This window comes from Acinetobacter sp. 802_lipA (assembly GCF_058242885.1).
Map to the genome: position 1 here is coordinate 1,055,704 of NZ_JBZAYP010000001.1, position 24,494 is coordinate 1,080,197.

A 24,494-nucleotide genomic window follows, 5' to 3' on the forward strand; every position below is an offset into this window, starting at 1 on the left:
ATTTACACATTGTGTACGCCTAACTTTCATCAAATGAGTTATTAACAGGTATATTTGAGTTGGATATTTTATCTAGCTTTATAACTAAATCAAGTTGTTTGCAGTGATTTGAACCACAACACCAACTGTTTGGGTGTTGTATAGTCAAGCCTCACGAGCAATTAGTATTGGTCAGCTTCACATATCACTATGCTTCCACATCCAACCTATCAACGTCGTAGTCTTCAACGGCTCTTTAGAGGACATAAAGTCCTAGGGAAATCTTATCTTGAGGTAGGCTTCCCGCTTAGATGCTTTCAGCGGTTATCCCTTCCGAACATAGCTACCCGGCGATGCGACTGGCGTCACAACCGGTACACCAGAGGTTCGTCCACTCTGGTCCTCTCGTACTAGGAGCAGATCCTCTCAAATTTCCAACGCCCACGGTAGATAGGGACCGAACTGTCTCACGACGTTCTAAACCCAGCTCGCGTACCTCTTTAAATGGCGAACAGCCATACCCTTGGGACCTGCTTCAGCCCCAGGATGAGATGAGCCGACATCGAGGTGCCAAACACCGCCGTCGATATGAACTCTTGGGCGGTATCAGCCTGTTATCCCCAGAGTACCTTTTATCCGTTGAGCGATGGCCCTTCCATACAGAACCACCGGATCACTAAGACCTACTTTCGTACCTGCTCGACTTGTGGGTCTCGCAGTTAAGCGCGCTTTTGCCTTTATACTCTACGCGTGATTTCCGACCACGCTGAGCGCACCTTCGTACTCCTCCGTTACTCTTTAGGAGGAGACCGCCCCAGTCAAACTACCCACCAGACATGGTCCTCGTCCCGGATAACGGGACAGAGTTAGAACCTCAATATTACCAGGGTGGTATTTCAAGATTGGCTCCACCGAAACTAGCGTCTCGGTTTCAAAGCCTCCCACCTATCCTACACAAGTAAGATCAAAGTTCAATGTCAAGCTGCAGTAAAGGTTCACGGGGTCTTTCCGTCTAGCCGCGGGTACACCGCATCTTCACGGCGAATTCGATTTCACTGAGTCTCTGCTGGAGACAGCGCCCCCATCATTATGCCATTCGTGCAGGTCGGAACTTACCCGACAAGGAATTTCGCTACCTTAGGACCGTTATAGTTACGGCCGCCGTTTACTGGGGCTTCGATCAAGAGCTTCGCTTACGCTAACCCCATCAATTAACCTTCCAGCACCGGGCAGGCATCACACCCTATACGTCCACTTTCGTGTTTGCAGAGTGCTATGTTTTTAATAAACAGTTGCAGGGGCCTGGTTTCTGTGGCTGCCAATAGCTCAAGGAGTAAATCCTATCACCGTCGGCAGCGTACCTTCTCCCGAAGTTACGGTACCATTTTGCCTAGTTCCTTCAGCAGAGTTCTCTCAAGCGCTTTGGTCTACTCGACCTGACCACCTGTGTCGGTTTCGGGTACGATTCCTATGTAACTGAAGCTTAGAGACTTTTCCTGGAAGCATGGTATCAGCCACTTCACTGTACAAGTACAGCTTGCTATCAGTTCTCAGCATACAGTACCCCGGATTTGCCTAAGATACATGCCTACAACCTTCCACCTGGACAACCAACGCCAGGCTGACTTAACCTTCTCCGTCCTCTCATCGCATTACATAGAAGTATTGGAATATTAACCAATTTCCCATCGACTACGCCTCTCGGCCTCGCCTTAGGGGTCGACTCACCCAGCCCCGATTAACGTTGGACTGGAACCCTTGGTCTTTCAGCGTGCGAGTTTTTCACTCGCATTGTCGTTACTCACGTCAGCATTCGCACTTCTGATACCTCCAGCATACTTCTCAATACACCTTCATCGGCTTACAGAACGCTCCCCTACCACTTGCAATAAATTGCAAATCCGCAGCTTCGGCATATAGTTTTAGCCCCGTTACATCTTCCGCGCAGGCCGACTCGACTAGTGAGCTATTACGCTTTCTTTAAAGGGTGGCTGCTTCTAAGCCAACCTCCTAGCTGTCTATGCCTTCCCACATCGTTTCCCACTTAACTATAATTTTGGGGCCTTAGCTGGCGGTCTGGATTGTTTTCCTCTTGACTACGGACGTTAGCACCCGCAGTCTGTCTCCCGGATAGTACTCATTGGTATTCGGAGTTTGCATCGGTTTGGTAAGTCGGGATGACCCCCTAGCCGAAACAGTGCTCTACCCCCAATGGTATTCGTCCGAGGCGCTACCTAAATAGCTTTCGGGGAGAACCAGCTATCACCGAGTTTGATTAGCCTTTCACCCCTATCCACAAGTCATCCCCTGGCTTTTCAACGACAGTGGGTTCGGTCCTCCAGTTAGTGTTACCCAACCTTCAACCTGCTCATGGATAGATCACCCGGTTTCGGGTCTACACCCAGCAACTAAACGCCCTATTAAGACTCGATTTCTCTACGGCTCCCCTATGCGGTTAACCTTGCTACTGAATGTAAGTCGCTGACCCATTATACAAAAGGTACGCAGTCACCGAACAAGTCGGCTCCCACTGCTTGTATGCATGCGGTTTCAGGATCTATTTCACTCCCCTCACAGGGGTTCTTTTCGCCTTTCCCTCACGGTACTGGTTCACTATCGGTCAGTCAGGAGTATTTAGCCTTGGAGGATGGTCCCCCCATATTCAGACAAGGTTTCACGTGCCCCGCCCTACTCGACATCATCATATCAGCCCTTTCGTGTACAGGACTATCACCCACTATGGTTGCACTTCCCAGAGCATTCCACTAAAACTGATATGACTTAATGGGCTTTTCCCCGTTCGCTCGCCGCTACTGAGGGAATCTCAATTGATTTCTTTTCCTAAGGGTACTGAGATGTTTCACTTCCCCTCGTTCGCCTCGTATGACTATGTATTCATCATACGATACCTGCCTTATGACAGGTGGGTTTCCCCATTCAGAAATCTCCGGATCACAGGATATTTGCCGCCTCCCCGGAGCTTATCGCAGGCTATTACGTCTTTCATCGCCTCTGACTGCCAAGGCATCCACCACATGCACTTAATTACTTGACTATACAACCCCAAACAGTCGTTAATCCCTACAAGTAGGATTAAGACAGTCTATGATGATTTCTCATCACTTCCTTACAGTTTGTTGCTCTGTGTACTTAAACACTGTACAGCTTCAATTCAATTCACATACCAAAACGCTTGATTCAGTTAATTTCGCTAGTAACTCATTTCTTCAACCTTCATCAATCAGTAATAAATCACTGTTAATGTCGATCTTAAAAACGAGTATGAACAAATTATTTCAACTCAAATATATTCTGTTAATGATTTTTCCAGCCTTCGTCAGGTCAGGAAACTGTGATAAATCACAGAAGTTAATAAGCTTCAACTTACTAAATTCTATAATCCAACCTATCTGCGCGAAGCATAGCTTCTTGCTTAAATTTCAAGGAAAAGCATGCTTTTCTTGTCTTGAAATTTGGTGGAGACTAGGAGAGTCGAACTCCTGACCTCCTGCGTGCAAAGCAGGCGCTCTACCAACTAAGCTAAGTCCCCAGCTTATCAATAAGTCAATGTTTCTGTTTTCTGTATTCAGCATTTAACAATGCTTGTTAGTCAGATTTGGTGGGTCTGACAAGACTTGAACTTGTGACCCCACGCTTATCAAGCGTGTGCTCTAACCAACTGAGCTACAGACCCTCAGATACATCGTCATGAAGAACAACTTGTTGTGGATTCTTACCAATCGTCAATCTTTCGTTAAGGAGGTGATCCAGCCGCAGGTTCCCCTACGGCTACCTTGTTACGACTTCACCCCAGTCATCGGCCACACCGTGGTAAGCGTCCTCCTTGCGGTTAGACTACCTACTTCTGGTGCAACAAATTCCCATGGTGTGACGGGCGGTGTGTACAAGGCCCGGGAACGTATTCACCGCGGCATTCTGATCCGCGATTACTAGCGATTCCGACTTCATGGAGTCGAGTTGCAGACTCCAATCCGGACTACGATCGGCTTTTTGAGATTAGCATCCTATCGCTAGGTAGCAACCCTTTGTACCGACCATTGTAGCACGTGTGTAGCCCTGGTCGTAAGGGCCATGATGACTTGACGTCGTCCCCGCCTTCCTCCAGTTTGTCACTGGCAGTATCCTTAAAGTTCCCGGCTTAACCCGCTGGCAAATAAGGAAAAGGGTTGCGCTCGTTGCGGGACTTAACCCAACATCTCACGACACGAGCTGACGACAGCCATGCAGCACCTGTATGTAAGTTCCCGAAGGCACCAATCCATCTCTGGAAAGTTCTTACTATGTCAAGACCAGGTAAGGTTCTTCGCGTTGCATCGAATTAAACCACATGCTCCACCGCTTGTGCGGGCCCCCGTCAATTCATTTGAGTTTTAGTCTTGCGACCGTACTCCCCAGGCGGTCTACTTATCGCGTTAGCTGCGCCACTAAAGCCTCAAAGGCCCCAACGGCTAGTAGACATCGTTTACGGCATGGACTACCAGGGTATCTAATCCTGTTTGCTCCCCATGCTTTCGTACCTCAGCGTCAGTATTAGGCCAGATGGCTGCCTTCGCCATCGGTATTCCTCCAGATCTCTACGCATTTCACCGCTACACCTGGAATTCTACCATCCTCTCCCATACTCTAGCTTCCCAGTATCGAATGCAATTCCTAAGTTAAGCTCAGGGATTTCACATCCGACTTAAAAAGCCGCCTACGCACGCTTTACGCCCAGTAAATCCGATTAACGCTCGCACCCTCTGTATTACCGCGGCTGCTGGCACAGAGTTAGCCGGTGCTTATTCTGCGAGTAACGTCCACTATCCTAGAGTATTAATCTAAGTAGCCTCCTCCTCGCTTAAAGTGCTTTACAACCAAAAGGCCTTCTTCACACACGCGGCATGGCTGGATCAGGCTTTCGCCCATTGTCCAATATTCCCCACTGCTGCCTCCCGTAGGAGTCTGGGCCGTGTCTCAGTCCCAGTGTGGCGGATCATCCTCTCAGACCCGCTACAGATCGTCGCCTTGGTAGGCCTTTACCCCACCAACTAGCTAATCTGACTTAGGCTCATCTATTAGCGCAAGGTCCGAAGATCCCCTGCTTTCCCCCGTAGGGCGTATGCGGTATTAGCATTCCTTTCGGAATGTTGTCCCCCACTAATAGGCAGATTCCTAAGCATTACTCACCCGTCCGCCGCTAGGAAATGTAGCAAGCTACATCTCCCCGCTCGACTTGCATGTGTTAAGCCTGCCGCCAGCGTTCAATCTGAGCCATGATCAAACTCTTCAGTTAAAAATCATTAGTAGCTTATGGCTACAAATCTTGGCTCATCAATTTTCTGACAAATATTTCTCAAATAAACTTCGAGTAATTTTTACCTTCAATCAATGAAATATTTTCGATCGATCAATCAGTAAAAATCCACACAAGTTGTTCTTCATAATCTCTTAATGATCTTCTTGCTGATTCGTCACCAGCAAGCTAGGTCGGCTATACTACTCTCTTTCAAGAGAAAGTCAACTGGTTTTGTTAATTATTTTTAAACCTATTCAAGACTTCCAGATTCTACCGCTTGGGCTAAATCCTTGTTTCTCAACAAGTTTTAATCAACATCACCGCCGATGGATGTGCATTCTACAGTATTTCCAAACCAACACAACCCCCTTTATTCAATTTTTTATAAAAAAACTTCCACTTGTTTATTTATTCAGCAAAATGGCGTTTTTTTACTAACATTTCTTAAAATTTGATTTAACAATGAGCAATAAAGAGCTGTTAAGATAGTTAAAACATTATTTTTTTAATTCACCTGCTGATTATAAAGTTCCGGAACTCTTTTATATGCAACACATTCGCCACTTATGTGCTGGTCTACTCTTTGTAGGCTTTACAACATTTGCATTTGCTGAAGATGTAGCGCCTGCGGCTGCCAGCGAAATAGATACCAGTGCTGATCCGCAAACAGCTCAATCTTCTTCGCTTAAAGAATTAAAGAATATTAAAGCAAAAGATTTAAAAGTAGATGCCAATGCAGCACAACCTGATAATGTAAAAGATCCACTTCAGCCTTTAAATAGACAAATTTTTGCCGTCAATGATGCTTTAGACCGTGCGATCGTTCGCCCAATTGCGGTGGAATATAAAGAAAAGATCCCGTCTCCGATTCGTGACTCTTATAGTGGCTTCCGTAAAAACCTCGGTGAACCTTGGAATGCGGTGAACCAACTTATACAAGGTCGTCCCGGCCGTGCCGCAAAAACTTTAGGTCGATTTACCATTAATACGGTAACTACTTTAGGTTTTGCAGATCCTGCTTCGCGCTTGGGTTTAGAAACTGAAGATGAAAACTTTGGTACGACTCTCGGCTATTGGGGTGTTCCATCTGGCCCATATCTCGTGCTTCCTATTTTTGGACCCAGTACTTTCCGTGATGGTTTTGGCTTAGTGGTCGATGGCTATGCACGCCCACAAAGATACATTCTAGAAGATGAAGAAGGCCTATATTGGGCTGAACAGACTCTACGTGGTATTGATGTGCGATCGCAACTGATTGATATTGAGGGTGCGATTCAAGGCGACAAATATTCCTCAATTCGTGATATTTATTTACAACGTAAAAACTTCATTATTGCTGAGAAAAAAGGCCAAGAAGCGGAAGGGATGTTTATTGATGATGTCGGTGATGATGATTCTTCTAGCTCTCCATCAACCAATGAATCGCATCAAATGTTAGATACGGAATAACAATGTATTGCAGCTAGAGTTGAATTTTTTTTCTCTAGCTGTAATTTGCTTGTTATAGTAAAGCAATAGCTTAATGCTAAGGATAAGCCATTTTTTTTATGTATTTCATTCAACCTTCTCGCCATATTCCATATTTAGAACAGGTGCTAGACACACTACCAAGTGTGCAAATGATTCGCATAGAAGACATTGATCTTTATGACCCGACTATTATTGCTATTGCCGATATCCAAGATTATTTAGATTATAAATGGACACTGCCTACCATTGTTCTTGCCTTTGAAAATGAAGGTAGTGCTTTAGCCCAAGCTTGGGAACTCGGTGCTTTAGCAGGTTGGATGTGGAATAAGCTGCCCAGTAACCCACAGCAATCCTTACTCAAAATTGATGCGCAATATAAGCGTAATCAAGACAGTCGCGATCTGCCTTCCGCAGCAGAGTTACAAAAGCGACTTTTACCAAACCCGATAGAACTCCAAAACTACACCGTCGAAACGTTTTTTCAGCCTTCTGCTTATTTGTCTGGGGACTGGTTTGATTATTGGAAAATTAGCGATAAAGAAGTGATGTTCTATTTGGCTGATGTATCTGGTCATGGGGTCACCAGTAGCTTATTAACCTCTTGGATGGCGGCTTTTCATGGTCGTGCCAAAACTCCGCGTGGGTTAATTAAGAAACTCAATGGCATGTTGGTTCAAGAGAATATTGAAAAGCACATCACCATGATTGCAGGGATTTTAAACCTCGAAACCCATCAACTTCGCTGGTCGAGTGCAGGACATTACCCCCCCGCAATTATCTTTGAGCCAAATCAAGCTCCTAAAATATTACATACCAGTAGTTTTCCTTTAGGCCTTACTGAAGAGCTGGAAGTTGAAGAGCATGAATGTGTACTCAACCGTCATGCCCGCTTCATTATTTGTTCAGATGGTGCACTCGAACCCTTCAATGGGGGACTGAATGATCAGTTCACACAATTGATGTATCATTTGCAAAATCAATCCTTTGAAGCACCAGAACATGTTGCAGACGATATTGCTATATTAAGTTTACGTCGAATGAATTAATCAAATTATCAATAACTTATTACAATATCCTATCTTCTAAGACTGTTAGATACTTGAGTAAGTATTTGCCCTATGGGATAATTTCCTATCCTTCTCTGCAAATGGCATTTATATGTCAACAGGTCATGTTGAATATGCAAGCTTGAATGGAACGCATATTTTTAAGCTTATTGGCGAAGTGCGTGCCCAATCTTGTATCAGTCTAGACAAACTTTTAAACCGTATTGAACAACAGTCAAATGTTGTTGGTGCAATCGTAGATTTAACCCAAACTACATTCATCGACAGCACTGTGTTAGGCATTTTGGCAAAGTTAGGCTTAAAGCTTAAACAGATCCATAATATCCAAGCTGTCATGTTGTCCACCAACTCTGATATCACTACCTTAGCCAACAGTATGGGGCTAGGGCAGGTTTTTGTGATTTTAAACTACTGTGGCGATCCAAATGTTTGTACCCTCGAACTGATGGAAGAGCACATTACACATCGTAATATGCTAAACACCGTACTAGATGCACATAAAACTTTGATGGAACTGAATCAAAATAATCAAAATATGTTTGAACCTTTGGTCAAACAGTTGCAAAAAGAACAAGACAACCTCGATCAAGTGTCACAGCAACAAAACGCATAACAACAAATTTTGTAGGCCCATTTATGACTTTACTTTCTGTTGTACAGATGAACTCTCAAAATGACATCCAAGCAAACTTCCTTGTCATTGAGTCTCTCATTCAACAAAGTAAAGCAAATGGTGCTGAACTTATTGTGTTCCCCGAAAACTTCGTTTGTTTTGCCGCAGGCAAACAACGTGAGATCGCAGCACAGTTTGAAGACATTCAAAAGCGTTTAGAAAATCTTGCTCATCAATATCAGATCTGGATCGTCGCGGGTACTCTCCCATGCCCGTTCCGTCCAGATGGTTCTGTTATTGAGGATGGTCGTGTTCGTACAGTCAGTCTTTGCATTAGCCCTGAACGTACTGAAGCACGTTATGACAAAATTCATTTGTTTGACGTACAAGTTGGCGATGCTGTGGGTGGCTACCAAGAATCGAAGTTTTTTGAACCTGGTACAGATGTCGTTGTGGCAAAAACGCCTTTTGGTAATATTGGCTTGATGGTTTGCTATGACTTACGCTTTCCTGAACTGGCTTTAACTTTACGCGCGCGTGGTGCAAATATTTTGACTGCTCCTGCTGCATTTACCTACACTACGGGGCAAATGCACTGGCAGTTATTATTACAAGCCCGTGCGATGGATAGCCAAAGCATCGTGTTAGGCGCAGCGCAACAAGGTTGGCATGGTGAAAAGAGACAAACTTGGGGACATGCAGCAGCAACCAATAGCCGTGGTCAAGTTTTGGATTTAATTCTTAACCCGGGTGCACAGTTGATTACTGTACCTTTTGACTTGGCAGAACAAGCTCAAATCCGTGAAAGCATGCCGTTAATGCAACACCGAAAATTAGTGCAATTTTAATCACGCTGCGATCGTTTAAGACAAGGTTATTCTTCGCACAAAAACTTCATATTGATTCACTACTGCTCTTTCATGGAGTAGCTCTAGCTCTCATAAAATACATGACTCTATTTATCTTTAAAATTAATAGTAGCTCGAATCACTCTCTGTTTTCATTCACATCGATAAGCCCCGATTGCGAATGTTAAAAAACAATAATAGGATTCTATACCATTGATTTTTAATTAACTAAACCCTCAATTTAAACGCAAGCATACTCTGTATAAATTTACAAAAACACTGCTTATTCTTTCTGCAATTTAGGACAGGATAAGAACTCAAATACAATATTCAGGGAATCACAATGTCTTTAGAAAAAGTAGTTTATACAGCACATGCTAAAGCGACAGGTGGCCGTGATGGTCGCGCAACCTCTTCTGATGGAATTTTAGATTTAAAACTCACTGTTCCTAAAGAAATGGGCGGCGCAGGTGGTGGAACGAACCCTGAACAGCTTTTTGCCGCAGGTTATTCTGCATGTTTTCTAGGTGCAATGAAGTTTGTTGCTAACCGTGACCAATTAAAAATTACACCGGATACGCCAATCTCAACTTTTTAAGTCATTGAAATAAAAAGGACATAACCTCATTTTAAATCCGTCTATGAAAATAAAATTACAGTTATGTCCACTGAAGAATTTATCATCATTGTCTATTTAATCATAGAGGAAATTTACCCAACTATAGTCTCTGAACCATTAAGAAAACGTGGTTTTCCACCTGCTTTAACCGATATTGAAATTATCACAATGCAAATTGTTGGTGAGTGTCTCAAAATGGATACGGATAAAAGCATATGGATGTTTTTTAAAAACAATTACTTAAGTTGGTTCCCTCATTTAGGTTCATATCCTAACTTTTGTAAGCATTGTGCAAACTTATGGCAAGTTCATCAAAAAATCACAGCCCAATTAACTGCACATTATGGTCAGGATCATATTCATTTTATTGATGGATTTCCTATACCTGTTTGTCGTTATAGTCGAGCAAAAAGACACAAGAATTTCAAAGAACATGCAGGTTTTAGTTATTGTGCTGCACAACAAGAGAAATACTATGGTTTTAAAGGGCATCTTGTAATTAATTTGGAGGGTATGATTACTGGCTATACTTTCGCTCCAGCAAATGTAGATGAGCGTGATGTTGCACCAGAAATCACAGAAAATATTCATGGGTTACTAGGTGCAGATAAAGGTTACTTAAGACCCAGCTTGAAAGAATACTATAAATTTCAGTATGTTGATCTACAAACTCCTTTAAGAAAGAATATGCCGGACTCTAGATCTCAAGAATCAATGAGGTTGCTTATGAGAGCACGAAGGAAAATTGAAACGGTCATTGGTCAATTAACTGATCGCTTTAATATTCAAAAAGTAAGGGCAAGAGATTTATGGCACTTATCGCATCGTTTTATCAGAAAGATTTTGTCACATACGGTCTGCGTCGTTATGAATAAAAAATGTGGTTATTCGCCGATTCAATTTGAAAAGCTTATTTAAAGTTGAGATTGGCGTACCGGATGTTTATATCGAAGGTGATGTAGGTATTGGCCCTATTCCAACAGGTTTTGGTATTCAAGTCACCTTGAACATTCATTTAGAAGGTTTAGAGCAAGCAGAAGCGCAAAAATTAGTGGATGCAGCACATATTGTTTGCCCTTATTCAAATGCAACGCGTGGCAATATTGATGTGACGTTGAATGTAATTGTTTAAGTCATCTCTTCTATCCTAAAGTCATAGCTTTGGGATAGAGATTTCATAACTTACAAGGATTTGGAAATATCTTTTTAAATTTCTTTTGATCATCGATTTCATCTGCCAGCAAAATCAAATTTCCTTTTTGATCAAAATAAGAAGTGCCTTGGAACACAGTGTATTGGGCAATATCAAAAATAGGGACATTTTGAAAAATAGGGTGCTGAGTACTGATCAAAGTATGTCTTTTTTTCGAATTTAATTGGCGAGCTGTGATTTTATTGTGTTTAGAATCAGTTTCAATTAAACAATTACTCTTCGTATCAATAGCGATAAATTCTTGAGTCGCATCATCTTCTTGTTTATTTCTCGATAGAAAACTATGAGCCTGACATGGGCTACCACATGACATTTGAACATGATAATAACTTTGATTTAAACGCTCAATGTTTGGTGATTTCATACCGCCATAAACTTTTTCCTTCTTGCCATTGGTATTTCTAATGACATCACATGACCACTCCATTTCATCATGGCATTTTTTATAAACATTAAAAGTTTTATCTTTTGCAAAACTGAGAGGAGTAAAAAATACCATACCACTCAACACACCAAACAAGGCTAAGGATTTATTCATCATTATAAAGTTCTTTATTTTCATTCTAAAAGTAAAACGGACGCTGCCATACAAACACATCAGGTAATTTCAGGATAATACAACTACACGCATAACCCGTATCTACTAGTCGATATTCATTACTCTGCCGCTTCATTGGTCACACGCAATACTTCTTCCAGTGTGGTTTTCCCTGCCAACACTTTACGTAAACCATCATCACGAATAGAGCCAGAGTTTTGTCGTGCATAACTTTCTAAGTCATATTCAGCGGCATTGCCATGAACTAAACGGCGCATCTGATCGTCCACAGCGACAATTTCATAAATCGCCGTCCGCCCCATAAAACCCGTATGTGAACAACGTTCACAGCCATTCGGTTGAGGTAACTGAAGTTCTGCTTTTGGATTCAAATGCTGAAACAGTTGTGTTTCAAAAGTATCGGCTTCATGCCATGTCACACAGTGACTACATAAGGTTCGCACTAAACGCTGTGCAATGACACCAATCAAAGAACTCGACAGCAAAAATGGCTCAATGCCCATATCTTTTAAGCGGGTCACCGCACCAATGGCCGTATTGGTATGCAGTGTAGATAAAACCAAATGCCCTGTGAGCGATGCTTGTACCGCAATTTCAGCCGTTTCCAAGTCACGGATTTCACCCACCATGACTACATCTGGGTCTTGACGCAGCATGGCTTTTAAGGCTCTCGCAAAAGTCATATCGACTTTGGTGTTGACTTGCGTCTGTCCAATCCCTTCCAATTGATATTCAATCGGGTCTTCTGCGGTCAAAATATTTTTCGAACCATCATTGAGGTCCGAAAGTGCCGCATAAAGCGTTGTAGTTTTACCCGAACCTGTCGGCCCTGTGACCAAAATAATCCCGTGTGGACGATGCACCAATTGAGTCAAGCGTTCATAGTCAGGTTTCAATAAGCCCAAATGAGTCATGTTCAAACGACCGGCTTGTTTATCTAATAAACGCATCACCACACGTTCGCCATGTGATGAGGGTAAAGTCGAAACACGCACATCGACTTCACGCCCAGCTAAACGCAGTGAAATACGCCCATCTTGCGGAATCCGTTTTTCCGCAATATCCAGTTTTGCCATGACTTTAATACGAGACACCAACAGCGGTGCTAGTTCACGGCGTGGTTGCACAATTTCACGTAATTGCCCATCGACACGTAAACGCACCGATAGTTTCTTTTCAAAGGCTTCAATATGAATATCAGATGCGCCAACACGAATGGCTTCAGACAATAACGCATTAATCAAACGAACAATTGGAGCATCATCTTCTTGATCCATCAGATCTTCAGCTTCAGGCACTTGGTCGGCTAAACTAAGTAAATCGGGATGATCTTCTAAACCTGCGGCCACTTGTTGTGATTCACCACTGTCCCCTGCATAGCTACTGCTTAAAAGCTGGTGAAATTCTTCATCACTACACAGTTGATGTTGTGCTGCCACACCTAAAAAACGACGTGCCTCTTGCAAAGCCAACAACGGCGTACTTTCACGGCGCACAATAAAGGCTTGATCGCCTTCGTAACGCAACAGCACGCCATGACGCTTCGCAAAACTATAGGGAATTTGTAATTGTTTAAGCACTTGCATCTTAAAATTATAATAATGATGAAAAATATTATTTTGAGTGTACTCTAAGCATATGACAGCGTGAAGTCTGTTTTTCACTGATTTGCAATATAAGGAAATGTGCTGTTGCCTAATATGAATGAACTGTTTGAATCGGATAGCCCCAATTTAAAATGGTGGGGGGAATACAACTTTGAGTTGAATCAAGCTCGTGCGTGGCAGTTCGGCTCATTACTTTTTCGCCTCACCCGCGGTCTACAAGAATGGCGTTTAGAGTTTCATCGTCCTCAAGTTCAATATGACTATGAGCAAAAATGGCATGCGATAGAGGACCCACATTTCGCCTTTCCACAACCCGTTGAAATTAAACGTTACATGTTTAAAAACACCCATCATACGATTCAGCTGATGCCACGTTTGGCCGATCGTTCAGTGGTGATTAAACCTGTCGATCCGATTTATATTCCAGCGGGTCAGCGCGGGACGCTGTATATCAGCACTCCATTATGGATTTCGGGTTTTATTCAAGGTCAGCGCGATCCCCTATTTGATATTCCTGTGATTTTACCCAAAGAAACTTGGTTTGGGCCAAACCACCGTACAGGTGAAATTGCCTACGCTACGGCTGTCGATGGTCGAACTGAATTGCATCAACTCAAACCACGTGCATTTCGTGCAGTGACGCCCATTGAGTTCCACAACACCAGCCATTTACAACTGCGTTTTGACCGCATGAACGTACCTGTTTCAGCCCTGCCTTTATTTTATAGTGAAAGTACGGATCGACTTTGGACATCGCAAATTAAAGTCTTACATGAAGGCGCCGATCGGCCACCGCGAATCCGTATCGAGAACCGTACGCCTCCGCATGCAGGCAAAGTGATTTATGTACATCCACCTCGCTCTTCGGCGAGCGCATTATTTAATATGTTTGATTCATTCTTCTAAGGGGGACAGATGCCAAACTCAAATATTCCCCAAGAAATTACCAGTAGCCTAAAAGGCATTTTTACCAACATCAATACAGAACGATTAACGGAAATCTTAATTGCCTTAGTGCTGTGTTTTGTTGGTTTTCTCTTGGCACGTCTGGTTTCAAATACCTTTATCCGAACCATTGGCACCAAGTTTAACGCCCACCAACGGCTGGTCTGGCGACGCGGTATTTTTTACTTTATTTTCCTAATTTTTGTGATGGCCAGCCTCAAAGAGGCTGGTTTTAAACTGAGTGTGTTTTTAGGCGCAGCAGGTATTTTGACGGTTGCTTTGGGTTTTGCCTCACAAACCTCTGCATCCAACTTAATCAGTGGATTGTTCCTAATTGGTGAAGGTTCTTTTGAAATTGGCGACACCATTTCAATCACCCTTATTCGTGGCAATACCATTGAAGGTGAAGTCATTTCAATTGACCTCCTCTCGGTTAAGCTACTCACTCAGGACAACATTTATGTACGACTGCCGAATGAACAACTGATTCGAGCGCCTGTTCACAACCTCTCTAAGTTTCCAATACGGCGTATTCCCATCACCCTAGCGATTAACTTTCATGAGAACATCATTAAAGTACGTGAAGTGCTGATTGATGTGGCTAATAAATATCCTTTGGTGCTTGCAGACCCTAAACCTGCCGTCACCGTCACCGCCTTTCGTGAGTCTTCGATTGAGTTACTGTTTGCCGTGTGGTGTCAGCAAGAACACTTTTTGCAAGTGCGTGATGAAATGCAGGAACGTATTCGTAATGGTTTCTTAGATAACCAAATCGAAATTCCTGTGCCGAAAATGGGTTTTGTCGATCATCCGCTTTCGCGTCCATTATCCAATGAAGAAATTGATCAATATGCCAATGCGCAAGCCTTGAAACGAGAACCGAATATCAAATAAATAGCCTCAGCTCCTTATGATCCCTGCAGACATAAGGAGCTGAATTTGTTTAATTGGTCTTTTCCTCAAGTTCAGGCATCGGTGCAATATACGCAATCACCAACATCACCAAACCTGCACCTAAAAATGAAATCACGCGGGTGAGTGTCCCAATGTGAGATAAGTCAAACAATACCAATTTCAGCGTCACCAGAACTAAAATACAGCCGCCAAAAATCCACAATGAACGCAGGTTGCGTTTGGTTGCCGTCAGCATGCAAATGAAAGCCAAACTAACCCAAAGCAAAGTAAAGCTGAGTTGCACCAAAGCATTTTCCCACATTTTCCAGTCATTATAGGGTGTTAGGAAATAGACATGCAGCGCACGTAGCACCACATAACTACTGAGCCAAAGTAGGCTCGACATCATCAAAATGGCACCCAGACTTTTCTCCAAGCCCTCTTTCATTTGCAAATTCAGCATCCAAATGAAACCAATCAGCATTGCAATACTAACCAAGTCAAATGGGTTGAAAATGGGTAGCCAGTACCCTGCAAAAGCTTGTTGGCTAAAGATCTGAGAACACACGATCCAAAACAACATGAGCACTAAGGTATTGCGTGCTTGCCAAAACTGTCTCCATCGCGTTTGAGTCGATTGTGTGTAGCACCATGCAGCAAAGGCCAGCGGCAAAATGACCATGCTTAAATACGGCATACTTGGAATGAGGGTTAAGCTGGTCAGCGCTAAACTCAGTAAAGCACCCAAACTCACCCACTCCTGCTCATCCTCTACGCCCTGTAACGGGCGGAGCCACAGCAACGTGAGTAATCCACTCGTTAAAGCAAACAATAGCCGGTCTAAACCAGTCGACCACATAATGATGCCATCATGGCTCAAGCCCACCAAGAAAATAAAGGCAACTGCATACAACGGAATCAGGCCAATCCATTTGGGTAATAGCCATGACCAACTGGCTTTACGGTAGAGCAACCATTCATTCAGCACTGTATATAAAAGTACGATGATCAGCAGCGCCATCGTCACCTGACTTTTACTGTGGATTTCATCCAAAAGTAAAATAAACAACATGCTGGTTGCTGAAAGCAGTTGTAAGCAAAAAAAGGCAATGGTGGCAAAAAACAACTGTTGTCTAAAGCGCTCTACACTGTTGGCAACGGCAACCACAGCAAAATAACTCAGACATAGCGCCCAATAGACTTCCGTTGGAAAACGATTGAGCTCCACCACATAGTACAGACTTGAGAGCCCAGCCACGGCCAATAAACCCATCGCCAAATAACGATTCAAGGCGGAATTTCGATATAAGGCATACATAAAGATCAGTGCACCCTCAACACTCCACCCCACCACACCCCATTGATCAGGCAGTAAAATAGGGGGAATCAGCGCCAAGAAGACCAAAGTCAAACTGAGATAACTTTGCGCAATCAGCTCAACGCTATGGGCTCTTTTTAGCAGCTGATAAAGCATGGCATAGAGCGCTGCAAAGCCGAGACTAAAGCCTGCCTGCCAAGTCGTTTCCTCAAAATACATCACATACAAAAAAGCAAAAGCAATAATGGGTGCAGCAAAAATCAAAGCCACATCCAAGATCGGTTTCAACTTAAACTGAGTTAAATCCTCGCGTGCCAACAGTTGGCTATAACGAAAACTCAACCAAATAAAGACCGCACTATGTGCCAAAACCAACACGGCCAGCATGTCTCGCTCAGACGCTTTACCCTGATAAAAGGCATAAGCTCCGCCTACGACCACCGTCATTAAAAAAGCAATTTGGTTAAGGACTTTCCACGGCCTGAACGTGCTTAAAACAGCAACCGCAATATTGATGACCAAATAGTAGGCCACCAGTTCTATCGCAGTGGCATTCCGTATAGGCAAAGTAAAAGGTGCCAAATAAGCAATGATCAGTGCCATCAACGCCAGCTCAATCGACTGCTGTTTTAAACTGAGCCAAAGTGTAAGCGCCATCACCACCACAAAGCACAGGCTTGCAATCACTAAACTTGCAATCACACCGTTGTAGTAAGCAAAAAATAAAGTCAAAAATAAACCTGACAGTCCAAGTGCTTCCAAAGCCAAAGCAAAACTACGGTTCTTTTGTAGGAGCGCATAACCAAAGACCACAACGCCCAGACTTACCGCAGCAACGAGACTCAGTTTAACAGCAAGACTCAACTGCCAATGTTCGGTGGCAAAGCGTAATAATAAAATAAGCCCAATCAGCAGTATCACAATCGCAACTTTTAAGACAGGATTGCCCTGCCAAAGCCAGCGTTTCACTTGCTCACTGAGACTTAAATCATCTGTGTTGTTTAGAGTAGTGGGTAAAGAGGGAGAATTTTCAGATTCTGTGAATCGGTCAGATATCACCTGATATGGCTGTGCTTGCACGGATAACAATAGATATTCTAGATGACGCAACCATCGAAAGAAAAAGAACAACCAGCCACTGATCCCCAATCCAATGAGTCCGCCCCATTGTCCCACCATACCGATCAAAATGACGAAAGCAGCAAGGTAAAGCGGCACTTTTGACGTTGGCTGAAAAGCAATGCCCCGTTGTTCCGCCAACCTCGCACTGGGGTTTTCAATGCTATCGACATAGTGCATAACACTCATGATCAAAGCAATTCCACACAATGCACTCAACAGCGGTACAGCCAGAAACCATGCTGCAATAGCAACAATCGTGAGCCCCATCAACCACATCATGCGAATTTCACGCTGTCCAGTTTGCATCCGTTCTCAATCTCTTTTTCTCATCTTCAAATAATACATCAGCTTGTAGTGCATCTTTAAGCGCATAACCGTAACCATCTATGCCAATCGGTACATCAATACACTTTGTTCTGCGTCAAAATCACGTACAATAAACGGGTTATTTGGATAAGGAATCTTGCAATGCCACCATTTGTCTTGGTCGATGGCTCATACTTTTTATTTCGTGCTTTTCATGCTTTGCCACCGCTCACCACGTCAACTGGCTTACATACCAATGCAATTCGTGGGGCAATTTCTGCCATCCAAAAACTGATGCGTCGTACCCAGCCAACACATATGGCAGTCATTTTTGATACGCCAGAACCAACTTTTCGTCATGTGCTATCGCCAATTTATAAAGGTGACCGCCCAAGTATGCCTGAGGAATTATCAGAACAAATTCCATACTTGCATGCCTTAATTCGTGCTTTGGGTATCCCCTTATACATGCTCCCAGGTGCAGAAGCAGATGACATCATCGGGACTTTAGCCAAACGTGCGGAAGCCGCGGGACAGCAAGTGCTGATTTCCACAGGCGATAAAGACATGGCACAGTTGGTGACCGATAAAGTCACCTTAGAAGACAGCTTTAAAGACAAGCCGATGGATGTGAATGGCGTGTTTGAAAAGTTTGGGGTGTGGCCAAACCAAATTATTGATTATCTGACCTTAATGGGCGATGCCTCTGACGGCATTATGGGCGTTCCGGGTGTCGGGGCTAAAACCGCAGCAAAACTGTTAACAGAATATGGCTCGATTGGTGGCATCTTAGAAAATGTCGATAAAATTAAAGGCAAAGTCGGTCAAAACATCAAAGAACATGCTGATGGCATTGCGCTTGATCATCAACTGGCAAGTATTGTCTGTGACTTAGAGACAGGACTGACCTTTGACGATCTTAAACTCCAAGATCCAAATACTGAAGCCTTACGTTCACTGTATACCGAACTGGAATTCCGCCAGCAGTTACAATCGCTCGATCATCCAAACAATCCCAATAGTGCAACCTACAAACAAGCGACGCAACACATTGCCAAATCAGCACAATCTGAAACCGTCATCAATACAGAAGATCAGGCCGTTCAAAGCAGCGTCGATGACCAACTGGGGCAAGCGAATTACCATACTGTGCTCAGTGCAGAACAGTGGACTCAATTATTCAAACGTTTAAGTACAGAAAAACGTTTTGCCTTTGATACCGAAACCACCAGTTTAGACTATCGCGTAGCACAAATTGTTGGTTTCTCGGTCGCGTTCGATGCGCAAGATGCGTATTACGTTCCACTTGCGCATGATTATGAAAATGCACCTGCGCAGCTAGATCGTGAACAGATCTTGGCGCAAATTAAACCTATTTTAGAAGATGAATCGGTTCAGAAAATCGGTCATCATTTGAAATATGATGCGCATGTCTTAGAAAATCATGGCATTGAACTAAAAGGCTGGTATTTCGATACCATGTTGGCATCTTATGTACTCAATGCTGTGGCGACTCGTCACGGGATGGACGACGTTTCGCGTCTCTACCTCAGCCACTTAACCACGACCTTTGAACAGGTGGCAGGTAAAGGCGCAAAACAAAAAACCTTTAACCAAATTGAGATCGAAACCGCCGCGCACTATGCAGCTGAAGATGCCCATGTGACCTATCGACTGTTTGAAGTGCTCGATGCCAAACTACAAAAGCATCCCGAACTGGTCAATATCTTGCACAATGTCGAAATGCCAGTTGCCCGTGTCCTGACCATCATGGAAGAAAATGGCATTGAATTGGATCTAGGCTTCCTTGACCAACTTGGTGTTGAGTTTGCCAATACCATGGCCAACCTTGAAAGCCAAATTACCGAACTGGCAGGACAAAGTTTCAATGTCAGCTCGCCGAAGCAAGTCGGTGAAATTCTGTTTGATAAACTCGGACTCAAGGGCGGCAAAAAAACCGCAACAGGTCAGTACAGTACCTCTGAAAGTGTTTTAGAAAAGATTGACCACCCAATTACCGAGCTAATTTTGGACTATCGCGGTTTATCCAAACTAAAAAGCACCTATACCGATGGCTTATTAAAACAAGCCAACAGTGATACCCATCGTGTGCATACCAGTTACCACCAAGCACTGACCGCAACTGGTCGTCTGTCTTCGACCGACCCCAACTTACAGAACATTCCTGTGCGTGAGGAAATTGGGCGTCAAATTCGTAAAGCCTTTATTACACCACAAGGTCGCGTATTATTGGCAGCCGATTATTCACAAATTGAACTGCGTTTAATGGCGCATTTCTCACAAGATGAAGCCTTGGTCGATGCCTTTAATCATGGACAAGATGTACACCGTCGTACAGCGGCTGAAGTCTTAGGTGTTGCACTTGAAGATGTCACGTCAGACCAACGTCGTCAGGCCAAAGCCGTCAACTTCGGTCTACTCTACGGCATGTCTGAGTTTGGCTTAACCCGTCAACTCGGTTTTAGCCGCGAAGAATCGCGTGGCTATATTGCGAAATACTTCCAACGTTATCCGGGCGTGCTCGACTATATGGAACGTACCCGTCAAATTGCACGTGAACAAGGTTTTGTCGAAACCATTTTAGGCCGTCGCTTGTATACGCCCGATATTATGGCAAGCAATAAAATAATCAAACAAGCGGCTGAACGTGCCGCAATTAATGCACCGCTGCAAGGTTCTGCTGCGGACATTATTAAAATGGCGATGATTGCAGTTGATCAAATGCTGCCTAAAAATCAAGCCAAAATGCTACTTCAAGTACACGATGAATTGGTTTTTGAAGTCGATGAAAGTATTGCGGATGAACTGGCTTCGAAACTAGCAGACGTCATGCAATCTGTTTTGCAAATTTCTGTGCCATTGTTGGTTGAAGTCGGCAAAGGTCGAAACTGGGATGAAGCCCACTAAAACATTTGCGCCTTTCTCCTCTTAGGAGGAAGGCTGGTATGAAGCTCATTTACCTCCTAGAAGAAATATCAACGTCTTCACCTAAAAATTTCAACCACAAAAAAAGGACTCGCAATCGAGTCCTTTTTTTATTCGCTACAATCTTATAAACCAGTGAGCAGAACAATCGCCACTTCATTCATAATCATTTCAGCAATATACAGCGCTAAGAACGCCACGATTGGAGAAAGATCTATCATGCCCATATTGGGCAACAAACGGCGAAACGGTGCCAATAATGGTTCAGCAAGCTCCTGAATTACTTCGATATAAGGCGAACGTGACTGCGTAAACATCACCACCCAACTTAATATAATTGTTGCAAAAATCAGGTAACGACAGAAACGAATCAAGTCCTGAATCATGGTCACAAAAGTTAAAATAACCAAATGCACAGGACTATTCGGCATCGCTCCAGAGAGATACATGACGCCAAAAATTTTCAGTAAGTACAATAAAACCAAAAGTACTAAAGCCGCTAAGTTAACACGGCCTTTCGCTACATTTGGAAAAATACGACCAAACATATCCACAATTTTTGTGGCTTTTACGGTCGACATCACCACTGGGTTATAAAAGTTAACCGCTGCCAACTGCATGAGAAAGCGGAAGAACACCAGTAAAATTGCAACGTTAATAATGATGCCAAAAATTAGCGCAGAGTTTGCACCCATACTTGAACTTTCCTAAATAAAACGATTATTTGCTACTTTCACTCAGCTCTTGAGCAAGTTCCTGACTTCGCTTTTGAGCAGCAGCCAATGCAGCTTGGATATTTTGTGAAATTTGTGCACGATCAAACACTTCAAGTGCCGCTTGGGTTGTACCATTCGGTGAAGTGACATTTTTACGCAATTCAGCTGGTGTATTTGAGCTCGTGATTGCCATTTGTGCCGCACCCAATGCAGTTTGCAACGTCAACGCCGTTGCTACTTTTTCATCTAGACCGAGGTTTTTACCTGCACGGATCATGCTTTCCATCATATAGAAAAAATACGCAGGACCTGAACCAGACACCGCAGTCACAGCATCAATTTGCGCTTCATCGCCTACCCATAAAGTCAAACCTGTCGCAGCAAGTACTTGGCTCGCCAAATCACGGTCTTCTTTATCTACAGCCTCAGTGGCATATAAACCATGCGCACCTGTTTGTACTAAAGCAGGCGTATTTGGCATCACACGAACAATACGATTAGTGCCAGCTAATGCAGCAATCGTTGCAATTTCAGCACCCGCAACAATCGAAATAATCAACTTACCGTCAAATAAACCGTTTAATGGTTTTAAAACATCGGCTAAAACTTGAGGTTTAACCGCTAAGACCACGACATCGGCTTCACGAATCGCAGATGCATTGTCCTCAGTCACCACCAAGTCTTTTTCAGCCAATAAATGACGAACTTGTTCAACAGGATCAGAAACCGTAATGCGAGTTGAAGGTAAACCACGTGAAATCAAGCCACCAATGAGGGCTTGAGCCATGTTACCACCGCCGATAAAACAAATATTACGATTCAACACTGCGCTCATGATTATTTCTCTATCCTGAATTTTTTAACTAAGCGATTAAATTTGGTTGCCATCCACCCGCTTCACAATAAGCCGACTCGACCAACCAAAATCCTTTAGGCGTAAAAACACCAAGCATAACATTATCTATGCTTAATATTTGTATTGTATGACGTTGCCACGGAAAAATTTGTGCGCTCTGAATGGCTTTTTTCAACGGCCAAGCCCCAACACGCCCATACAAATGCAATTTTTCCCCACCTAAGCGCGGTTTTATCTGTAAAGGCTGCTCCAATAGTGCAGAAGACAGTCCATATTTTTGTGTTTCAATCCGATATTGCCCTGAAGCCAATGCATAAGCTTGATCTAAACTAAAACGCTGCTCAATTGACTCAATAATCTGACATTCTTCCGCCAAATACTCTGCTTTACTGACACGAAAGAGTTGCTGTTGATAACGCACATAATAATATTGGTTCCAATGCAATGCGGCTTGGGCATCCACTTTGGATTCAATCACTTCATCAAACAAGCGTTGCACCATATCAAAAGCTGGACGATACAAATCCTCACCTTTCATCCAAGCGGACAGTAACTGTCGCTGTCTCGGTGCAGATAACTGACGAAATGGGGTTAAATTTAAAACCGCAGCATTCCCGCAACTGGCCCAATCTTGCGCCAACACATCGGCCAAAATCGTTTCGGCATCTTGCATCAAATAACTGGTGCGTGCCAAAGCTTGCTGCATTTTCGGAAAGCGTTGTTCTAAAATTGGCCACAATTCAGCTCGGCACCATGCCCGATCATAACTGGTATCAAAGTTGGTTTGGTCTTGAATATTTCTCAGCTGCATCTCAGCAGCCCACAGCTCAATTTGCTGTCTGGACAAAGCCAATAGAGGACGCCAAATTGTAAATTGTTCTCGTATATCGATGCTCTGCATGGCGGCAAGTCCATGAATTCCCGCACCAGAGAGTAAACGGAGTAAAACGGTTTCGGCTTGATCTTGTTGATGATGGGCGAGAACTAAAATTTCATTGGTAAGAAGATGCTTCTGAAAGGCCGCATAACGTGCACTACGCGCTTGGCTTTCTACATTGCCTAGATCAACATCCACCGCTTGAATCACACATGGGACATCCAAGACATAGCATTGTTCTTGAACAAAGCTACCCCACTGCGGGCTGACATCCTGCAATTGATGATCAATATAGATGGCGCGAATGCGCTTGGGAAATAAATGAGACATCAAATGTAGCAGCAGCATGGAATCCATGCCACCACTACATCCGATTAAAAAATGAGGCTGTTCAGGTGTATCCTGAAACTCAGTTAAGACACTAGCCCTAAATTGTCGCTGCCAAACTTCATTAAACGTTGGTAACGTGCTTCGCATCGTTCATTCGCATCCATTGGTTGCAACTCAGCCAATGCATCTTTTAAAACGGTTTTTAAAGCATGCATGACTTGTTCTGGGTTGAGATGAGCGCCCTCACCTTCATCGACCACATATTCAACAATACCAATTTTCTGTAGTTTTTCCGCAGTCAAGGCCAAAGCTTCGCTGGCTTGTTCTGCTTTTTCAGCTGTTTTCCATAAAATAGATGCACAGCCTTCAGGTGAAATGACTGAATAAATACTATGGGATAACATCACCACACGGTCAGCCACACCAATGCCCAGTGCGCCACCTGAACCGCCTTCACCGAGTACAGTTGCAATTACAGGCACTTTCAAGCTTGAAAGTTGTGCCAAAGAGGTTGCAATTGCTTCAGCCTGACCGCGTTCTTCTGCACCCACACCTGGATATGCACCCATGGTGTCAATAAAGGTAAAGACGGGTAGATTAAAACGTTCAGCCATATCGAGTAAACGTTGTGATTTACGGTAACCTTCTGGGTTACTCATACCAAAGTTATGTTGTAACTTTTCACGCGTACTGCGACCACGGTGTTGACCCACAATCATGACTGGCTGACCATCAAAGCGAGCTAATCCACCGATCATTGCACCATCATCACCAAATAAGCGATCACCATGCAAAGCATCAAATTCGGTAAAAATTTCACTCACATAATCTAAAAATTGCGGACGCTCAGGATGACGTGCAATTTGAACCGTCGTCCATGCTTTGGATTGCGCAGCTTTATTCTTCATAGCTC

General features: G+C 43.6%; 15 protein-coding genes, 2 tRNA genes, 2 rRNA genes and 2 pseudogenes. 10 read left to right on the forward strand and 11 right to left on the reverse strand.

Translation table 11 applies throughout. The features are described 5' to 3' along the window. Positions 1-140 precede the first annotated feature (140 nt). The 4 genes from AC4CU3_RS05435 to AC4CU3_RS05450 all read right to left on the reverse strand — a co-directional run bounded on the left by AC4CU3_RS05435 (position 141) and on the right by AC4CU3_RS05450 (position 5,272). A 23S ribosomal RNA gene (locus AC4CU3_RS05435) occupies positions 141-3,034 on the reverse strand. Between the two features lie 419 nt (positions 3,035-3,453). Next, a tRNA-Ala gene (locus tag AC4CU3_RS05440) sits at positions 3,454-3,529 on the reverse strand. A 67-nt stretch (positions 3,530-3,596) separates the two neighbouring features. Further along, positions 3,597-3,673, reverse strand: a tRNA-Ile gene (locus AC4CU3_RS05445). Positions 3,674-3,734: 61 nt separating this feature from the next. Further along, a 16S ribosomal RNA gene (locus AC4CU3_RS05450) occupies positions 3,735-5,272 on the reverse strand. Together the 16S and 23S rRNA genes with 2 tRNA genes alongside form the textbook arrangement of a ribosomal RNA operon. 549 nt (positions 5,273-5,821) lie before the next feature. On the opposite strand from AC4CU3_RS05450, the gene AC4CU3_RS05455 reads away from it, so the two are divergent. The 7 genes and pseudogenes from AC4CU3_RS05455 to AC4CU3_RS05485 form a co-directional block, all read left to right on the forward strand. Beyond that, the gene (locus tag AC4CU3_RS05455) at positions 5,822-6,724 is read left to right on the forward strand and encodes an MlaA family lipoprotein (protein WP_005400727.1); all 903 of its coding nucleotides are present in this window, start codon (positions 5,822-5,824) and stop codon (positions 6,722-6,724) included. 98 nt (positions 6,725-6,822) lie between these two features. Next, positions 6,823-7,791: an RsbU family protein phosphatase GigA gene (gene gigA / locus AC4CU3_RS05460; protein ID WP_005400728.1), complete on the forward strand. Its 969-nt coding sequence runs from the start codon at positions 6,823-6,825 to the stop codon at positions 7,789-7,791. A 112-nt stretch (positions 7,792-7,903) separates the two neighbouring features. Then, entirely contained in the window at positions 7,904-8,425 is a 522-nt protein-coding gene (gigB, locus tag AC4CU3_RS05465; protein ID WP_005400729.1) for an anti-anti-sigma factor GigB, read from the forward strand. Positions 8,426-8,448: 23 nt separating this feature from the next. After that, positions 8,449-9,273: a carbon-nitrogen hydrolase family protein gene (locus tag AC4CU3_RS05470; protein ID WP_005400730.1), complete on the forward strand. Its 825-nt coding sequence runs from the start codon at positions 8,449-8,451 to the stop codon at positions 9,271-9,273. A gap of 343 nt (positions 9,274-9,616) precedes the next feature. Continuing rightward, positions 9,617-9,850, forward strand: a pseudogene (locus tag AC4CU3_RS05475) (Ohr family peroxiredoxin); the annotation flags it as partial. An 84-nt stretch (positions 9,851-9,934) separates the two neighbouring features. Continuing rightward, positions 9,935-10,810: an IS982-like element ISAba825 family transposase gene (locus AC4CU3_RS05480; RefSeq protein WP_000102417.1), complete on the forward strand. Its 876-nt coding sequence runs from the start codon at positions 9,935-9,937 to the stop codon at positions 10,808-10,810. A gap of 19 nt (positions 10,811-10,829) precedes the next feature. Beyond that, positions 10,830-11,024: pseudogene (locus tag AC4CU3_RS05485) on the forward strand (OsmC family protein); the annotation flags it as partial. A 43-nt stretch (positions 11,025-11,067) separates the two neighbouring features. Here AC4CU3_RS05485 and AC4CU3_RS05490 read toward each other — a convergent pair. Further along, entirely contained in the window at positions 11,068-11,646 is a 579-nt protein-coding gene (locus tag AC4CU3_RS05490) for a hypothetical protein (RefSeq protein ID WP_005400732.1), read from the reverse strand. A gap of 116 nt (positions 11,647-11,762) precedes the next feature. Next, positions 11,763-13,250, reverse strand: coding sequence for a type II secretion system ATPase GspE (gene gspE, locus AC4CU3_RS05495; protein ID WP_005400733.1), 1,488 nt, complete (start codon positions 13,248-13,250; stop codon positions 11,763-11,765). A gap of 114 nt (positions 13,251-13,364) precedes the next feature. Between gspE and AC4CU3_RS05500 the strand changes: the two genes are divergently transcribed. Both AC4CU3_RS05500 and AC4CU3_RS05505 read left to right on the forward strand, forming a co-directional pair. Continuing rightward, on the forward strand, positions 13,365-14,177 hold the full coding sequence (locus AC4CU3_RS05500; protein WP_078388703.1) for a DUF432 domain-containing protein: 813 nt from the start codon (positions 13,365-13,367) through the stop codon (positions 14,175-14,177). Positions 14,178-14,186: 9 nt separating this feature from the next. Beyond that, on the forward strand, positions 14,187-15,110 hold the full coding sequence (locus AC4CU3_RS05505; protein WP_004692251.1) for a mechanosensitive ion channel family protein: 924 nt from the start codon (positions 14,187-14,189) through the stop codon (positions 15,108-15,110). Positions 15,111-15,159: 49 nt separating this feature from the next. Here AC4CU3_RS05505 and AC4CU3_RS05510 read toward each other — a convergent pair whose 3' ends face one another. Continuing rightward, on the reverse strand, positions 15,160-17,856 hold the full coding sequence (locus AC4CU3_RS05510; protein WP_279044209.1) for a DUF2339 domain-containing protein: 2,697 nt from the start codon (positions 17,854-17,856) through the stop codon (positions 15,160-15,162). 162 nt (positions 17,857-18,018) lie between these two features. Here AC4CU3_RS05510 and polA point away from each other — a divergent pair, with 162 nt between their 5' ends. After that, positions 18,019-20,784: a DNA polymerase I gene (polA, locus tag AC4CU3_RS05515; RefSeq protein WP_279044207.1), complete on the forward strand. Its 2,766-nt coding sequence runs from the start codon at positions 18,019-18,021 to the stop codon at positions 20,782-20,784. Positions 20,785-20,927: 143 nt separating this feature from the next. Here the strand turns inward: polA and AC4CU3_RS05520 are convergent, their stop codons facing one another. From AC4CU3_RS05520 to AC4CU3_RS05535, 4 genes are read right to left on the reverse strand one after another with little or no spacing between them, the layout of a single operon-like run. Further along, the gene (locus AC4CU3_RS05520; protein WP_004979206.1) at positions 20,928-21,497 is read right to left on the reverse strand and encodes a YggT family protein; all 570 of its coding nucleotides are present in this window, start codon (positions 21,495-21,497) and stop codon (positions 20,928-20,930) included. 25 nt (positions 21,498-21,522) lie between these two features. After that, positions 21,523-22,353 (reverse strand): pyrroline-5-carboxylate reductase, encoded by an 831-nt coding sequence (gene proC / locus AC4CU3_RS05525; protein ID WP_078426677.1) that lies wholly within the window; start codon positions 22,351-22,353, stop codon positions 21,523-21,525. Positions 22,354-22,381: 28 nt separating this feature from the next. Further along, positions 22,382-23,728, reverse strand: coding sequence for a tRNA lysidine(34) synthetase TilS (gene tilS, locus AC4CU3_RS05530; protein ID WP_279044205.1), 1,347 nt, complete (start codon positions 23,726-23,728; stop codon positions 22,382-22,384). Beyond that, a complete protein-coding gene (locus AC4CU3_RS05535) occupies positions 23,665-24,489 on the reverse strand; it encodes an acetyl-CoA carboxylase carboxyltransferase subunit alpha (RefSeq protein ID WP_078388708.1) in 825 nt (274 codons plus the stop codon). Before AC4CU3_RS05535 ends, tilS begins: the two co-directional genes overlap by 64 nt. Positions 24,490-24,494 lie beyond the last annotated feature (5 nt).